General features: G+C 43.9%; 11 protein-coding genes. 10 read left to right on the top strand and 1 reads right to left on the bottom strand.

Annotated features, from left to right (window positions below; all coding sequences use genetic code 11):
* Window positions 1-48 precede the first annotated feature (48 nt).
* The 4 genes from IGJ44_RS13500 (at window position 49) to IGJ44_RS13485 (ending at window position 4861) form a co-directional block, all read left to right on the top strand.
* Window positions 49-1665, top strand: coding sequence for a glycoside hydrolase family 43 protein (locus IGJ44_RS13500; RefSeq protein WP_074535426.1), 1617 nt, complete (start codon window positions 49-51; stop codon window positions 1663-1665).
* Window positions 1662-2987, top strand: a complete 1326-nt coding sequence (locus IGJ44_RS13495) for an ABC transporter substrate-binding protein (RefSeq protein WP_074535427.1) — start codon at window positions 1662-1664, stop codon at window positions 2985-2987. The genes IGJ44_RS13500 and IGJ44_RS13495 overlap by 4 nt, the downstream gene beginning before the upstream one ends.
* 128 nt (window positions 2988-3115) lie before the next feature.
* Window positions 3116-4027, top strand: coding sequence for a carbohydrate ABC transporter permease (locus tag IGJ44_RS13490; protein ID WP_167826904.1), 912 nt, complete (start codon window positions 3116-3118; stop codon window positions 4025-4027).
* Window positions 4028-4861: a carbohydrate ABC transporter permease gene (locus IGJ44_RS13485; protein ID WP_005228444.1), complete on the top strand. Its 834-nt coding sequence runs from the start codon at window positions 4028-4030 to the stop codon at window positions 4859-4861. It abuts the gene before it with no gap.
* A 55-nt stretch (window positions 4862-4916) separates the two neighbouring features.
* Here the strand turns inward: IGJ44_RS13485 and IGJ44_RS13480 are convergent, their stop codons facing one another.
* Window positions 4917-6095: an ROK family transcriptional regulator gene (locus tag IGJ44_RS13480; RefSeq protein ID WP_060791445.1), complete on the bottom strand. Its 1179-nt coding sequence runs from the start codon at window positions 6093-6095 to the stop codon at window positions 4917-4919.
* Between the two features lie 250 nt (window positions 6096-6345).
* Between IGJ44_RS13480 and xylB the strand changes: the two genes are divergently transcribed.
* The 6 genes from xylB to IGJ44_RS13450 all read left to right on the top strand — a co-directional run bounded on the left by xylB (window position 6346) and on the right by IGJ44_RS13450 (window position 15473).
* On the top strand, window positions 6346-7842 hold the full coding sequence (gene xylB, locus IGJ44_RS13475; protein WP_060791444.1) for a xylulokinase: 1497 nt from the start codon (window positions 6346-6348) through the stop codon (window positions 7840-7842).
* 117 nt (window positions 7843-7959) lie between these two features.
* The gene (gene xylA, locus IGJ44_RS13470; RefSeq protein WP_008380597.1) at window positions 7960-9267 is read left to right on the top strand and encodes a xylose isomerase; all 1308 of its coding nucleotides are present in this window, start codon (window positions 7960-7962) and stop codon (window positions 9265-9267) included.
* A 141-nt stretch (window positions 9268-9408) separates the two neighbouring features.
* Window positions 9409-10875: a glycoside hydrolase family 1 protein gene (locus IGJ44_RS13465; RefSeq protein WP_430605800.1), complete on the top strand. Its 1467-nt coding sequence runs from the start codon at window positions 9409-9411 to the stop codon at window positions 10873-10875.
* A gap of 36 nt (window positions 10876-10911) precedes the next feature.
* Window positions 10912-12318 carry a response regulator gene (locus IGJ44_RS13460; protein ID WP_074535429.1) on the top strand — a complete coding sequence of 469 codons (1407 nt, stop codon included), beginning with the start codon at window positions 10912-10914 and terminating at the stop codon, window positions 12316-12318.
* 362 nt (window positions 12319-12680) lie between these two features.
* Complete coding sequence (gene licT, locus IGJ44_RS13455) at window positions 12681-13511, top strand: BglG family transcription antiterminator LicT (RefSeq protein ID WP_010749938.1); 831 nt, start codon at window positions 12681-12683, stop codon at window positions 13509-13511.
* 111 nt (window positions 13512-13622) lie between these two features.
* Complete coding sequence (locus IGJ44_RS13450; protein ID WP_074535430.1) at window positions 13623-15473, top strand: beta-glucoside-specific PTS transporter subunit IIABC; 1851 nt, start codon at window positions 13623-13625, stop codon at window positions 15471-15473.

The raw sequence follows: 15473 nt of genomic DNA, 5'->3' as shown, positions 1-15473 counted from the left end.
CTCAGTTGAATCACAAAATGCCAAAAAGGGAAAGAGGAGGAAATTTTTTTGATTACCAATCCGATACTAACAGGCTTTCATCCAGACCCGAGTATTTGTCGTGCAGGTGAAGATTATTACATTGCTACGTCGACCTTTGAATGGTTTCCAGGTGTGCGCATCTTCCATTCGAAGGATTTGAAGAACTGGCGCTTGATCAGTACACCAGTCAATCGTGTCAGTCAGTTGAATATGCTGGGAAACCCAGATTCTGGGGGTGTTTGGGCGCCAAACTTAAGTTACAGTGATGGTCGTTTTTGGTTGATTTATTCAGATGTCAAAACACAATCTAATAGTTGGAAAGATGTGAACAATTATTTGATCACCTGTGAAACCATTGATGGGGATTGGTCAGAACCAATCTATATGAATTCTTCTGGTTTCGATCCCTCGTTATTTCATGACGACGACGGCAAAAAATATTTTCTGAACATGGTTTGGGATTATCGTCCGACAAACCATTCCTTTTATGGGATCTCTCTCCAAGAGTTTGATTGGCAAGCCAAGAAATTGGTGGGGCAGCCCAAAATCATCTTCAAAGGAACAGAGCGCAAATTGACGGAAGCACCGGTTATGTATAAAGTGAACGGCTATTATTATTTATTGACGGCAGAAGGCGGCACCAAGTTTGAACATGCAAGTACCATCGCTCGTGGGACGCACATCGAAGGGCCTTATGAAGTTCATCCTCAAAACCCTCTGATCAGTTCCTGGGGACAGCCAGAGATCCTGCTACAAAAAGCTGGCCATGGTTCATTTGTGAAAACGCAGACCGATGAATGGTATTTTGTTCACTTAACAGGGCGAGCGCTGAAGTATCCCGAAACGCCCCTCTTAGAAAATCGCGGCTATTGCCCGCTCGGACGAGAAACAGCGATCCAGTCTGTTTATTGGGAAAATGATTGGCCGTATATCACAGGCGGAAACTTTCCAAAAGAGGAAGTCCCACAGCCACAGCTGCCCGAACATCCGTGGGAAACAGAATCAGGCTTTAATGATTTTGAAGAGGCGTCGTTGGCACCAGTGTTTCAAACCTTGCGGATTCCTTTTTCTGAGGAAATCGGTAGTTTGACCGCACGACCAGGGTACTTGCGCTTGTATGGGCGAGAGTCGTTCAATTCCTTGTTCCATCAAGCACTGGTGGCAAGAAGATGGAGCGATTTTCGTTTCGAAGCAACGACTGCCGTTGAATTTTCACCGACCTCGTTTCTACAGTTAGCAGGCATGACGAATTACTACAATACACAAAACTGGTCGGCGATCTACATCACTCATGATGAGACGAAAGGCAGAATCATCACTGTATTGGCAAGCGAAAAGGGCCAACTGAAGAGTCAAAAAGCACCAGAAGTTGTGATACCAGCCGATGTACAAACAGTCTACTTCAAAACGATCGTTCATTATGCCCACTATCAATACGCGTACTCGTTTGATCAAAAAGAGTGGCAGGTCATCGATCAGCTATTTGACAGCTTGCAATTGTCTGACGACTATGTGGCAGAACATTACGGTGGGTTCTTTACGGGGGCTTTTGTGGGGATGTTTGCGATCGATACGACTGGTAATCGTTTGGCGGCTGATTTTGATTCATTTGACTATCAAAAAATCGAGGAGGAAGAAAGATGAAAAATTGGAAACGGGTCTTACAAACAGCGTCAGTGGCTAGCTTAGCGGCTTTTATGCTTAGTGGCTGCGGGAATGGTTCAGGAAACAGCGGCTCGGATAACAGCGCATCAGGAAGTAGTGGCAAGGATGAACTCGTGGTTTGGACCTTTACTTCAGAATTATCAACGATGATCAATGATTACTATTTGCCGGCGCATGACGATTTGGCCTATGACATTCGGATCGTGGAGATTCCTTCTGACCAATTCGAGACCAAGCTCGATCCGATTCTCGGTTCCAAAGATGCACCAGATGTGATTGCTTTAGAATCTGCCTTTGTCAAAAAATATGTGGAATCAGGGATGATGGCAGACCTTGGTTCACTGGGACTTGATGAAGCCGCGGCAGATACGTATCAATATGTCAAAGACGTAGGAACTTCAAAAGACGGGGTTCTTCATGCCTTGGCTTGGCAAGCTGCTCCTGGCGGGTTTTATTACCGGGCGTCGATGGCAGAAGAGCTGCTAGGGATCGATGATCCAGCGGCTGCGCAAGCGGCCTTGTCAGACTACGACAAGTTCTATGAGGAAGCCAAAGCAGTCAAAGAAAAAAGTGGTGGAACCACCTATATGATCTCTAGTGTCCAAGATTTGGCGAAGCCTTTTTATGGTCAACGCGAACATGGCTGGGTTGAAGACGGTAAATTAGTGATCGACGACAGTTTGTATGATTTGTTGGATATATCACGAAAATTTGTAGAAGAAGGCCTGACACAAGATACAGAAGGACAATCAGAAGCTTGGTTTGCTGGAATGAATGGCGACAATGTATTCGGTTATAGTTTGCCGACATGGGGGCTGCACTATTGGTTAAAACCAAATGCGACAGCTGCCGATAACTCCAGCTCAACAGAAGGGGACTGGCGCATGATCCAAGGACCGTCGTCGTGGTTCTGGGGCGGCACATGGATCGGTGCTACGGCAAATTCTGAGATGCAAGAAGAAGCGGCGCAATTGGTGGCTTACTTGACCACAGATCAAGCATTTTTAAAACAATGGGCCGAAGATACCGGTGATTTTGTATCAAATGAGCGAGTCGTTGAAGAAATTAAAAGCGAATACCAAGAGGAATTTTTAGGCGGTCAAAACCACTATGCAGAATTTGCCGATATGGTTCAAGACATCAACGCGAAAATTCTGACCGAGTATGACCAAACGATTGAAACCCTCTTTACGGATAGTTGTTTGACACCATATTCAAAAGGTGAAGTGGATCAGGAAACGGCGATCCAAAACTTTAAAGATGCGGTCGTCAATGCTTATCCAGATGTTCAAGTAGATTAGGTGTTGTTGAAACCGGCACCGAAGACGGGGTCGGTTTCAACCTTTTCTAGGTACTATGCGCTGCTTAAATGGCTTGTCTTTACAGGCAGAAGTTGACAGTAGAAGAAAAAAATATCAGGGGGATTACGATGCAGAATAAGAGAAGATTTGAACAGTATCATCGCTATGGGCTATTATTTATCGCACCATTTTTTCTAGCATTCTTGGTTTTTCAGCTTTATCCAATTCTCTATACGATTTACCTGAGCTTTACAGATCTAAAAGGGTGGAATCCAGCTGCCAATCTTGTCGGACTGGATAACTATTTTGCGATTTTTCGCAACCCATTATTTTTAAAATCGATCAGCAATACTTTTATTTTGTGGGGCGTAAACTTTGTCCCTCAAATTGGCTTGGCTCTGTTGCTGGCGGCATGGTTTACCAATATCAAGTTGCGCTTGCGGGGGAAAGGCTTCTTCAAAGTCGCTTTTTACTTACCCAACATCATTACTGCCGCTTCAGTAGCAATCTTATTTTTCGTTTTGTTCAGTTTTCCGTTAGGTCCGATCAACCTAGTCTTGCAGCATTTCGGTGTTTTGGACCAGCCCTATGACTTTTTCCGTAGTGAAACGGGCACTCGGCTGATCGTTTCCTTTATCCAATTTTGGATGTGGTATGGTCAGACCACGATCGTTTTGGTTTCGGGCATTTTGAGCATTGATGATACTCTTTTTGAATCAGCAATGGTCGATGGAGCCAATGATGGTCAAATTTTCCGCAAGATCACGCTGCCTTTGTTAAAACCAATCTTGCTTTATACATTGGTGACGTCTTTGATTGGCGGCTTGCAAATGTTCGACATTCCTTTTTTGCTGACAAACGGCAATCCCAACAATAGTGTCTTAACGATCACGATGTTTATCTACAACCAAGCCTTTACCGGGAGTCGGAATTTCAACGTTGCCGCAACCGCGTCGGTGCTATTACTGGTACTTTCAATCGTATTAAGCACGTTATTGTTTCAATTTTTCAAAGAAAATAGCAAAGTGGGGCGAAAATAAATGGAAAATAGCTATCGGGCAAAACGATTGTTGATCTATGTCTTTTTGGTGTTGCTGACCATCTTAAGTATTCTGCCGTTTTGGGTCGTCTTAGTCAATGCGACCCGTTCAGCAGAACAGATCCAGCAAGGGCTGTCCTTGTGGCCTGGCGGTAATCTCCAATACAACTGGTCCGTCTTAATGGGCAGAGGCTTCAATGTTTTCAATGGATTTAAAAATAGTTTCTTGATTGCGGCTGGCGCTACCGTTCTCAATGTATATTTTTCGGCATTGACAGCTTATGGCGTGATCGCCTATGAGTTTCGTGGCAAGAAAGTCCTGTTTGCTGTCATTCTTGGGCTGATCATGATTCCTCAGCAAATTAGCATGATCGGTTTTTATCAATTTATGAATCGCTTAGGGCTCTTAAATAATTTTCTGCCATTGATTTTACCAGCGATCGCATCACCTGCTACCGTTTTTTTCTTAAAGCAATACTTAGAAACGATCTATCATCCTGATTTGGCAGATTCTGCTCGTTTGGACGGAGCCGGCGAGATCAAAATTTTCCATCGCATCATGTTGCCCTTGATGAAACCGGGCTTAGCCACCATGGCGATTTTCTCGTTCGTGACCTCGTGGAATAATTTCTTGATGCCCTTGATCTTGATCAACGATACGGAAAAGTATACGTTGCCGATGCTGGTCCAATTGCTGAAAACTGATGTTTACCGTACTGAATTTGGCAGTATGTATCTAGGGATTTCATTAAGTATTATTCCTTTGCTACTGATTTACCTGTTTCTATCGAAATACATCGTGGGCGGTGTGACGGCTGGCGGAATCAAAGGATAGCGATACCCTTTTACCAAAAGAAAACGCTGGACTGAGTTTTCAGTCCAGCGTTCATTTAACGGATCGCACGGGAGAGATCAAGTGCCGCAAAGCGCAAATCGTTGATATTCAAGAAATGTTTCGCGACTAAAACGTTACCGCCAAACAGCGGGGCTTGATCGCCTAATCGGCTGTTTTTGATCTTCGTGTTTTTGGTGAACTGGCTGGTCAATTTTTGTTGCAGCGCCAGTAATAAATCAGGAATTTTGCGATAGACCGAGCTGTTGATATAGACTTCTTCGGGATCAGAAAAAGTGATGACATTGTTTAGCCCAATACTAAGAAACTCAACATTTTGTTGCGCCAATTCGACTGCTGATTTTTCTCCGGCATGATAGGCTTGTGCAAAGGTATCCGAATTAACGAACGCTGTTTTTGTATAGTGACTGTAGGTGTCAAACAAGACTTTGTTCGACGCATATTGCTCTAAGCAGCCTCGATTGCCGCAAGGGCACAAGTTGCCGTGAGGAAAGAGCGTAGAATGGCCAACTTCCCCCGCCATGCCGTGAGTACCGGTTTGTAGCTGCCCATCAACGATGATTCCGACACCGATCCCACTATGGACGCTGACGCTCAGTAAATTCGTGGAATCAGAAGAAAAACAGTACTCGCCTAAAGCCGTCAGATTGGCTTCGTTTTCTATATAGACCGCCGTATTGTATTTTTGGCTCAAAGGGGCGATCAAATCAAAGTGTTCCAAGTCGTAGTAGGGGGCAAAGGTGACCGTCTGATTATGAACGATGCCGTGGATCGCCAAACAGATTCCTACTAATCCATGAGTGGTTTGCGGCATTTGCGGCCAAAACTCTATCATCATGGAATCGATCGTCGCTAGTACATTTTCTTTGGTGATCAATTCATGGGAATGGTCGGCAGAGGCGATCATCTCGCCATTGATATAAGAGAGCATCCCTCTAACATAGTTATAGCCGATGTCAAAGGTAACAGCTAAGCTGCTACGGTGATTGAATTGCAATTGAATCGGTTTGCGACCACCGATCGAAGTGGAATCACCAATGCCGACTTCGCGCACGAAGTCCGTGTCGATCAGTTTTTTGGTTATTTGAGAAACAGACGCTTTATTGAGATGGGTCAAATTTGACACTTCCGCTCGTGACACATTTTCATTGTCAATGATCGTCTTCAATACAGCCGCTTCATTTTGTTCGCGTATGCCCATTTTATTGATAATCATGTGTACTCCTCTTCGTAGATGTGATTAGTGTTAGTTTACCGTGCAAATTAATATTGTGCAAGCTGAAGAATAAAGAAAAGACGAAGAATGTAGGAGCAGCAGTTTGAGAAGGAAAAACCATGAAAGATTCGTTGAAAGCGCTTGACGGGAATGCGAGAATCGTTTACTATTCGATTAGTTAGTTTTGAATGCTAATTAACCGTTTGAGAGTCAATGGTTAACTGCTTCAAACAGAGGAAGGAGAGAAGAGATGGCTTATTTTTTAGGGTTGGATCTGGGAACAAGTGCGTTAAAAGGCTTAGTTTTTGATCAAACCGGGGAACTCCAAGGAACAGCAAGTGCTGACTATCCATTGTCATCCCCTAGACCGGGGTTCAGTGAGCAAGAGCCGGTGCATTGGCAAGAGGCGGCAGATAAGGTGATCAAAACCTTGATCCAGCAGCTTCCAACGCTGCAAAAGGAATTGATCGGCGTCAGCTTTTCTGGGCAAATGCATAGTCTTGTTTTATTGGATGAAGAAAACCGAGTCATTCGTCCGGCAATATTATGGAATGACGTTCGGACCACCAAACAATGCCAAGCGATCATGGCATCCTTTGGAGAGGAAATAAAAGCAATCACCAAGAATGTTGCTTTGGAAGGGTTCACTTTACCAAAAATTTTATGGGTCCAAGAACACGAGCCTGAACATTGGCAACAAGTTCGTCACATGATGCTGCCAAAAGACTACTTGGCTTTTTGGCTGACTGGGAACTATTCGATGGATTATTCCGATGCAGCGGGTACGTTACTGCTGGATATCGAAAAGAAGTGCTGGTCTGAAGCCATTCTAGAAAAATTCGCAATCGCATCGGATTTACTGCCGCCGCTTTTTGAATCAGCAGCGCCTGTGGGGCAAATGCGAAAAGAGCTGCAAGAAGCCTTTGGGTTTGAACAAGAGGTGACGATCTATGCAGGTGGCGCAGACAATGCCTGTGCTGCATTAGGTTCAGGGATCATCGCCGAAGGTGTCGGCATGGTGTCGATTGGCACGAGCGGTGTGTTCTTATCCTTTGAAGAAGCGCAAGAGGTTGATTATCAAGGAGATCTACACCTTTTCCGTCATGCGATCAAAGACAAGTTGTATTCAATGGGGGTCACGTTAGCCGCTGGAAATTCCTTAAGCTGGTATCGTGATACGTTTGCCCCCAACCAATCGTTTCAGGAATTGCTTTCAGCGATCAGTGAGGTAAACCCAGGGGCAGAAGGCCTGCTGTTTACGCCTTATATCGTGGGTGAACGCACCCCGCATACCGACAGCCAAATCAGGGGTAGTTTTATCGGCATCGACACACGGCATCGCGAAAAGCATTTCAGTCGTGCGGTCTTAGAAGGGATCACCTTCTCTTTGAAAGATTCCCAAATGATCATGGAAGAACGGGCACAGCGGAAATTCACCCAGATCGTTTCTGTGGGGGGCGGTGCGAAAAATGCCGAATGGCTGCAAATGCAAGCCGATATTTTTAATGCAGAAATGCTGAGTTTGTCTACTGAGCAAGGTCCAGGTATGGGTGCAGCAATGCTAGCAGCAATCGGCAGCGGCATTTATCCAGATGCAACTGCTTGTGTTAACGCCTTTGTCAAATACGGCAAGGCCATTGCACCAATTCCTGAAAATGTCGCCAAATACCAAGAAATTTATGCGATCTACCGGACCGTCTACCAACAAACCGCACCTATCTGCCATGCATTGGCGCAAATCGAGTAGCGTAATGGCAGCAGGCAATCTACCTGATCAAAGCGAGGAATCGTTTTTGGTTCTAAATGATTGGAAACAAGTAAGTTAGTTTATTACACTAAAAAACATAAAATGGAGGCAACAACAATGACTTATTTCCCAGAGATCGAAAAAATCCGCTACGAAGGTCCTAAAACAGACAATATGTTTGCATTTCGCCACTACGATGCCGAAGAAGTTGTTTTAGGCAAGAAAATGAAAGATCATCTACGTTTTGCAATCGCCTATTGGCATACGATGACGCAAGACGGCTCTGATCCTTTCGGCGCACCCGTCAACAAACGGACGTGGATTGGTGACACCGAAATGGAAACGGCGAAAAATCGAGTAGAAGCCTTCTTCGAGATTTGCGAAAAATTAGGGGCAGAGTTCTTCTGTTTCCATGATGTTGACGTGGCACCTGCAGGAGAAACGTTAGAAGAATTTTTCCAAAACTTAGACGAAATCACCGATTTAATCAAAGAAAAAATGGAACAAACGGGAATCAAACTATTATGGAACACAGCAAATATGTTCTCACATCCTCGTTTCAATAACGGCGCTGCTTCCACCAATAATGCGGAAGTTTATGCGTATGCGGCAGCCCAAGTCAAAAAAGGCTTAGACATCTCGAAAAAATTAGGCGGCGAAAACTATGTCTTCTGGGGTGGTCGTGAAGGCTATGAAACCTTGTTGAACACAGACATGAAATTTGAACAAGACAACATCGCCCGTCTATTCAAAATGGCGATCGCTTATGGCGAAAAAATCGGTCATAAACCGCAGTTCTTATTAGAGCCGAAACCAAAAGAACCATCAAAACATCAATATGATTTTGATGCAGCGACAACGATGGCCTTCATTCAGCACTACGGCTTAGAAGGAGATTTCAAATTAAACCTAGAAGCCAATCATGCAACATTAGCTGGCCATACCTTTGAACATGAAATCGCCGTTGCCCGTAGCTATAACGCATTAGGCTCACTGGATGCCAACCAAGGAGATATGCTGTTAGGGTGGGATACGGATGAATTCCCAACCAACGTCTTTGACTCCACACTCGCTTTATACGAAGTCTTAGAAAACGGCGGCATCGCACCGGGAGGAATCAATTTCGATTCTAAAGTCCGTCGTTCGTCATTTGAAATGGAAGATCTGTTGTTAGCCCACATCGCTGGTATGGATACGTATGCCCGAGCGTTGAAAGCAGCAGCGAAACTAAAAGAAGACCGCTTCTTAGACGAGTTGAAGGAAAAACGGTATGCCTCTTTCCAAGAAGGCATCGGAGCGAAGATCGTTGCTGATGAGGAAAACTTAGAAACACTGACAGATTACGCATTGGCGCATGATCAAATCGAATTAGAATCCAGCCACATTGAATATGTGAAATCTCGTTTGAATGATTACCTGTTTTAATAAGAAACGACTGTCGTTCTGAGGAGCGGCAGTTTTTTCACCTAAAAAATATCTTTTAGCAATTGTTACGAATCAACCAAATTATGATACGATAAAATGTAACCGATTTATTTCGGTTTAGGAAATGAAGGAGGCAACTTGATGTTTCACACAAATTTAGATCCTTTCCCAGAAAACTTCTTATGGGGGGCAGCTTCGGCGGCCTATCAAATTGAAGGAGCATGGGCAGAAGACGGCAAAGGTCCGTCGATTTGGGACACCTATGCCCAAATTCCTGGCAATACTTTTGAGGAAACCAACGGCAAAGTGGCGATCGATCACTACCATCGATACAAAGAAGATGTTGCCTTGATGAAGCAAATGGGCTTGAAAGCCTATCGCTTTAGTGTGGCGTGGTCGCGAATCTTGCCTGATGGCGAAGGCGCGGTCAATGAAGCGGGTGTGGCGTTCTACGAAAAGCTGGTGGACGAATTGCTTCGGCAAGGAGTAGAGCCGATTTTGACGCTGTATCACTGGGACCTTCCCCAGGCTTTGCAAGACAAATACTTAGGGTGGGAAGGTCGAGAAACAGCAGAAGCATTTGAACGGTATTGTCGTATCCTTTTTGAACGCCTAGGAAAGAAAGTCACCTATTGGGTCACCATGAATGAACAAAATGTCTTCACTTCTCTTGGGTACCGTTGGGCGGCACATCCGCCGGGCTTGAAGGACTTAAAACGGATGTATGCAGCCAATCACATCATCAACCTTGCTAATGCTAAGGCGATCAATTTGTTCCATGAGCTGGTTCCTCAGGGCAAGATCGGTCCAAGTTTTGGCTATGGACCGATGTATCCGTTTAGCTGTGACCCAGAAGATGTGCTGGCAGCAGAAAATGGCGAAGCCTTCAACAACGCATGGTTTTTAGATGTCTATTGCAAAGGTGAATACCCGAAATTTGTGTACAAGCAATTAGCCAAAGTTGGCTTGGCTCCTGAAGTCACTCCAGAAGATCAAGCACTATTAAAACAGGCAAAACCTGATTTCTTAGGAATCAATTACTATCACAGTGGGACGGCCCAGCAAAACAACTTGCAAAAGCAGTCAGCTGAAAAGAAAGAATTTTCTAAAGTCGATCCGTATTTGATGCAAGCGGCGGCTGGTGAGTTCTCACCCGAAGAAACCATGTTTGCGACAGCAGAAAATCCCCACTTGAAAAAAACGGATTGGGGCTGGGAGATCGATCCCGTTGGTTTCCGTGTAGCTTTGCGGCGCATCCAAGCCAATTATGACTTGCCGATTTTTATTACTGAAAATGGGTTAGGCGCTATCGATCAATTGACAGAAGACAAACAGATCCATGACCCATACCGCATCACCTATTTGCAGGAACATCTGGTTGAACTGCAAAAGGCCATCACGGATGGGGTTGAGCTGATCGGCTACTGTGCTTGGTCCTTTACAGATCTACTGAGTTGGTTGAATGGATACAAAAAACGCTATGGGTTTGTTTATGTCGATCGCGACAATCAAAGCGAACGTCAGTTGGCGCGCATCCCGAAAGATAGTTTTTATTGGTATCAAGAGGTGATTCGCACCAACGGGGCAAGTTTGACAAGTGAAACATGATGTAACGAAGGAGTAGCTGAAAATGGAGGTTGGAAAATGCGTAAAGTGTTGATCGTTGACGATGAAGCATCGATCCGAAATGGGCTACCTCTGATCATCGATTGGGAACGTCTGGGGTATCAAATCGTCGGGTCGGCGGAAAACGGCGAAGCTGGCTTGGCAATGATCCGCGAATTGAAGCCAGATGTTGTGATCGCTGATATCCGTATGCCGGGAAAAAATGGTCTTGAGATGGTGCAAGCAGCATCGGAGGAAGGGCTTTTGTTTTTTGCCATTATTTTATCCGGCTACTCAGATTTTGACTATGCCAAGCAAGCGTTGCAGCTGGGTGCTGTGACCTATTTGCTGAAACCAGTTGATGAAGAAGAGCTGATCGGTATTTTGACGAAAATCGATCAAAAAGCCAAGACCGATCAGCAGAAAAATCAGAAGAGTCAGTTGATGGAGAAATTGTTTGGCGGGGATCAAACGGGGATCAAAGACGCACAAGCCATCAAGCTATTGCGACTTTCCGAGGAGGCAGATGCCCAAAAGCTGGTTGAGAAATTGCAGGAGCAAGTGGCGCAAGTCGTCACCTTGATCCATCGGCATCATCGGTATTTGGTTCTGTTAAACGAGGAACGCTTTCCCGACGAGGCGATCGATGCGTGGTGCCGTAAAAAAATGGCTCACCAAGAAATCTTGATCTCCCGCTGGTTTGCGGCGCAAGATAACTTGAAGCCATTGATGATCGATATCCAGACATTGAGTAAATTGATTTTCTTATTTCCCAATCAAGTCATTTCTCACCATGTTTTGGATACGACGCAAGAAGCAGAAGAGCGAAGCGATTTGCGTGAAGAATTAGTCAAGGCGATTTTGGCAAACGATCCGTTAGAACAGCCGTTATCCCGCTATTATCAAACCTTTTATCATTCATTGGCATTGGAAGAAGAAATCAAATGGCAAATCAATGGTGACATTGAATGGCTGCAGCATCAAATCAGTGAAAAAGTAGCCTTAGCGATCGAATGGTCGACAGACGAAGTACATCAGCAGATTTTTCTCGCCCAGACGTTTCCAATGCTGCAAGAGGTGATCACCGCAAAACTAGCAGACTTGCAAGCAACAGTCGCCAGCAGTTTGAACCAAATCGATATCATTGCAGAATTGATCCAATACACGAAAAAGCATTATCAAGAAGATTTGACCTTGAAAAAAATCGGGGAACGTTTCAATTACAATAGTGCCTATCTAGGCAAGAAGTTTCGCAAAGAAACTGGGAAAAATTATTTGGCGTTCTTGGATGAAGTACGAATGGAAAAAGCGGTGGAAATCTTGCGTCATTCCAATCTAATGGTTTACGAAGTCGCTGAATTGGTGGGCTACAGCAATGTTGATTATTTCTACAAAAAGTTCAAACAATACCATCAGGTTTCACCGAATGAGTTTCGGAAAACATAAGAAAATTCGCTGATACATGAGCAGCTGTTTTTCAGGAAAACAGTCCATCGAATGGGCAATGAAAAGAGAAATTTGTGAAAAGAAAAAGCGGCATTACAGGTTCGCATGGCGGCAGCAAGAGACAACACGTCTTTTTTTGTCGCCATTTTTTTGAATAATCTCGTCAGAAACTCATACAAGAAAATGCTTTAAAAAAGCTATTGACGTCGTTTTCATTTTGAAGTATAGTAAGTGCATCGGATCGTTACTGATAATGCAGGCGTGACCACAGGTATGAGATTTTCTCCATTCGTTTGTTTTGGAAAAAGATCATAGCTAGTTGGTGACGTTATTTTTTTGTTTTATTTTAGGAGGTGTTGACCATGGAAATCGTCAAAGTATTTAATAATAATGCTTCATTAGTCCTGAACGACAATCACCAAGAAGAAGTTGTGATGGGGAGTGGCATCGGCTTTGGTTTGAAGCCAGGCGACACTGTCGATCAAAAGAAAATAGAAAAGCGATTCATCATTAACGACCAAAAAAGCATTGCAGATTTGGAACAGCTGCTTAAACGGATTGAATATCGTGATCTGCAACTGGCCAGCGATATTTTAAAATTGTTTGAGGAAGCGTTTCAATGCGAAAGCAATCCTGCACTGCTAGTGGCACTTGCAGACCATATCGGTTTTGCTCTGACGAGGGCAAGAGAAGGGATGAAAATTCAAACACCCCTAGAATGGGAATTAAAGCAGGTGTACCCGAAAGAATATGAAATTGGTCTTCAAGCGGTTGAGCTGATGCAAAAGCGAACACATCTGAATATTCCGCAAGATGAGGCTGCTTTTATTACGCTGCATTTCGTGAATTTTTTAGGCGATAACAACGGAATGGAAGAAACAATGCTGATTTCCAAAGTCATGAAAGATATTTTGACGATCATCAATTATCATTATGGCAAAGAATTCAGACAAGACTCTATTTATTTTTCCCGATTCATCACTCACATTCGCTACTTTGTTAAACGACAGATGAGCAATGAGCTACCAGCTCAACCAGCGTCTAGTTTATTAGATGTGATTCAACTGAAATATCCGTTGGATTATGAGTGTGCTATGAAAATCAAGCAATTTCTGGAAAATAGGTATCAGTGGGAAATCACTGAAGATGAAGTGTTGTATTTAACCTTACATTTAAATCGATTGGCATCTTAACGGATCGTTACTGGTAAAGCAGGCGTGACCTAGAGTGAGCACTCAAACGAGTCTTTTGTTTGAGGTGTCTTCTAGATCACGCTTTTTATTATACGCAAAAGGAGAATAATTATGAAATTTGAAAACGAAAGTGCCGCGATCATTCGCTTGATCGGTGGTGAAAAAAATATCGACAGCTTGGTTCATTGTGCAACGAGATTGCGTTTTGGCTTAAAGGATGACACCAAGGCCAATAAAGGGGAACTTCAAAAACTGCCCTATGTGATGTCTGTTGTACAAAGCGGAGGACAATATCAAGTCGTAATCGGCAGCAATGTATCAGATTATTATGCGACGATCTCAGCTATGGCTGGGTTATCAGATCAAGAAACAGGTTCTTCGAAAAAAACAGGTTTTAATTTGAACGCCGTATTTGAAATTATCTCAGGTGCTTTTTCTCCTTTAATTCCTGCTCTAGCAGGTTCGGGGATGCTAAAAGCACTGCTGACGGTTTTGACCCAATTTAATTGGTTATCAGCAGAATCTTCTACTTATGTCATTTTGAGTGCCGCGAGTAATGCAATATTTTATTTTTTACCGATTTTCTTAGGGATCACGTTGTCGAAAAGATTAGGTGCCAACATGTACGTTGGCGGTGTGATTGGTGCAGCATTGTTGGAACCTCAGTTTACTGGGTTGATTGGCGTGGAAAATACAAATTTCTTGGGGATACCAGTTCAAGCCGTGGACTATGCCACAACCCTATTTCCGATTTTTGCGGCTATTTTCATTTATCAATTTGTAGATAAATTTTTGAAAAAGATTATTTATAAAGACATTCAATTGTTTGCCGTACCAATGCTTAGTTTGATGATCATGATTCCATTGACCGTTATCCTTTTTGGTCCATTCGGCACCTTTTTCGGGGATCTTTTATCAGGAAGTGTAATGTGGTTATTTGAAAAAAGCCGGATCCTTTCAGGCATCGTTTTAGGCGGCGGGATGACCTTCATGGTTATGTTTGGTTTGCACTGGGGCTTTACACCTGTAACGTTAGATAATCTGACAAGATTAGGTGGAGACCCTATTGAAGGAATGGCATTGGCCGCTGTTTTTGCTCAAATCGGGATTGCAGTTGGCTTCTTCTTACGAGCGAAAAAACATTCGAAAATGCGTGCTTTGGCAGGCCCAGTGGCCTTGACTGGCTTCTTTGCCGGTGTGACAGAGCCCATCGTCTATGGGATTATTCTTCGTTACAAAAGACTTTTGCCGATCGTAGCTATTTCCGGTGGTTTAGGCGGAGCGGTGTTAGGCGCTTTTGGTGTGACGATGAATGCGTATGTTTTCCATAATATTTTTTCCTTGCCTGTTTACAGTCCTTTGGTGGGTTATCTGATCGGAATTACCGTTTCATTGTTGTCAGGTGCTTTACTGGCTTATTTCTTCGGCGTGAAGGAAAGTGAACTAACAGAATTTGAAGCAGAGCCTGAATCAGAGGTAGAAAGTATCTTAACCAATGCAGCAACTCCGATTTATTCACCGGTAAAAGGACAAGTGATGCCTTTAGCAGAAGTGGAAGACGATGTGTTCGCCAGCGGGATCGCTGGACAAGGAATTGCGGTCATCCCCGATGAAGGAATCATTCGGGCACCTTTTGCGGGCACTGTTGTTGCTGTTTTCCCTTCTAAGCATGCGATTGGTATTAAATCTGATCAAGGGGTTGAATTATTGATCCATGTCGGATTGAATACCGTGAATCTAAATGGTGAGTTTTTTGATGTTAACGTCGAAAATGGTGCGACAATTGCACGAGGAGATCGTTTGTTGACCTTTGACCGGCAGGCGATTCTGAATAAAGGCTATCAATTATCGACACCCGTGATCGTTACAAATTGTGGACCAGATACAGTAATCGAGTACGAAACAACGGCCGGAACAATTGAAGCAGAAGGGATTCTGTTTACCGTAAACAACGAAGGATAG

The sequence above is a fragment of the Enterococcus sp. DIV1368d genome (assembly GCF_050542975.1).
In the GTDB taxonomy this organism is placed as follows: domain Bacteria; phylum Bacillota; class Bacilli; order Lactobacillales; family Enterococcaceae; genus Enterococcus_D; species Enterococcus_D casseliflavus.
The sequence above is the reverse complement of the archived record's forward strand: the minus strand, read 5'-3'. Positions and strand labels throughout refer to the sequence as shown.

What these genes read in the sequence shown, in the direction of transcription:
- IGJ44_RS13485 (WP_005228444.1), top strand. Translation starts at nt 4,028, where the DNA reads ATGGAAAATAGCTATCGGGCAAAACGATTGTTGATCTATGTCTTTTTG.
- IGJ44_RS13460 (WP_074535429.1), top strand. Translation starts at nt 10,912, where the DNA reads ATGCGTAAAGTGTTGATCGTTGACGATGAAGCATCGATCCGAAATGGG.
- IGJ44_RS13465 (WP_430605800.1), top strand. Translation starts at nt 9,409, where the DNA reads ATGTTTCACACAAATTTAGATCCTTTCCCAGAAAACTTCTTATGGGGG.
- IGJ44_RS13490 (WP_167826904.1), top strand. Translation starts at nt 3,116, where the DNA reads ATGCAGAATAAGAGAAGATTTGAACAGTATCATCGCTATGGGCTATTA.
- xylB (WP_060791444.1), top strand. Translation starts at nt 6,346, where the DNA reads ATGGCTTATTTTTTAGGGTTGGATCTGGGAACAAGTGCGTTAAAAGGC.
- licT (WP_010749938.1), top strand. Translation starts at nt 12,681, where the DNA reads ATGGAAATCGTCAAAGTATTTAATAATAATGCTTCATTAGTCCTGAAC.
- IGJ44_RS13450 (WP_074535430.1), top strand. Translation starts at nt 13,623, where the DNA reads ATGAAATTTGAAAACGAAAGTGCCGCGATCATTCGCTTGATCGGTGGT.
- xylA (WP_008380597.1), top strand. Translation starts at nt 7,960, where the DNA reads ATGACTTATTTCCCAGAGATCGAAAAAATCCGCTACGAAGGTCCTAAA.
- IGJ44_RS13495 (WP_074535427.1), top strand. Translation starts at nt 1,662, where the DNA reads ATGAAAAATTGGAAACGGGTCTTACAAACAGCGTCAGTGGCTAGCTTA.
- IGJ44_RS13480 (WP_060791445.1), bottom strand. Translation starts at nt 6,095, where the DNA reads ATGATTATCAATAAAATGGGCATACGCGAACAAAATGAAGCGGCTGTA.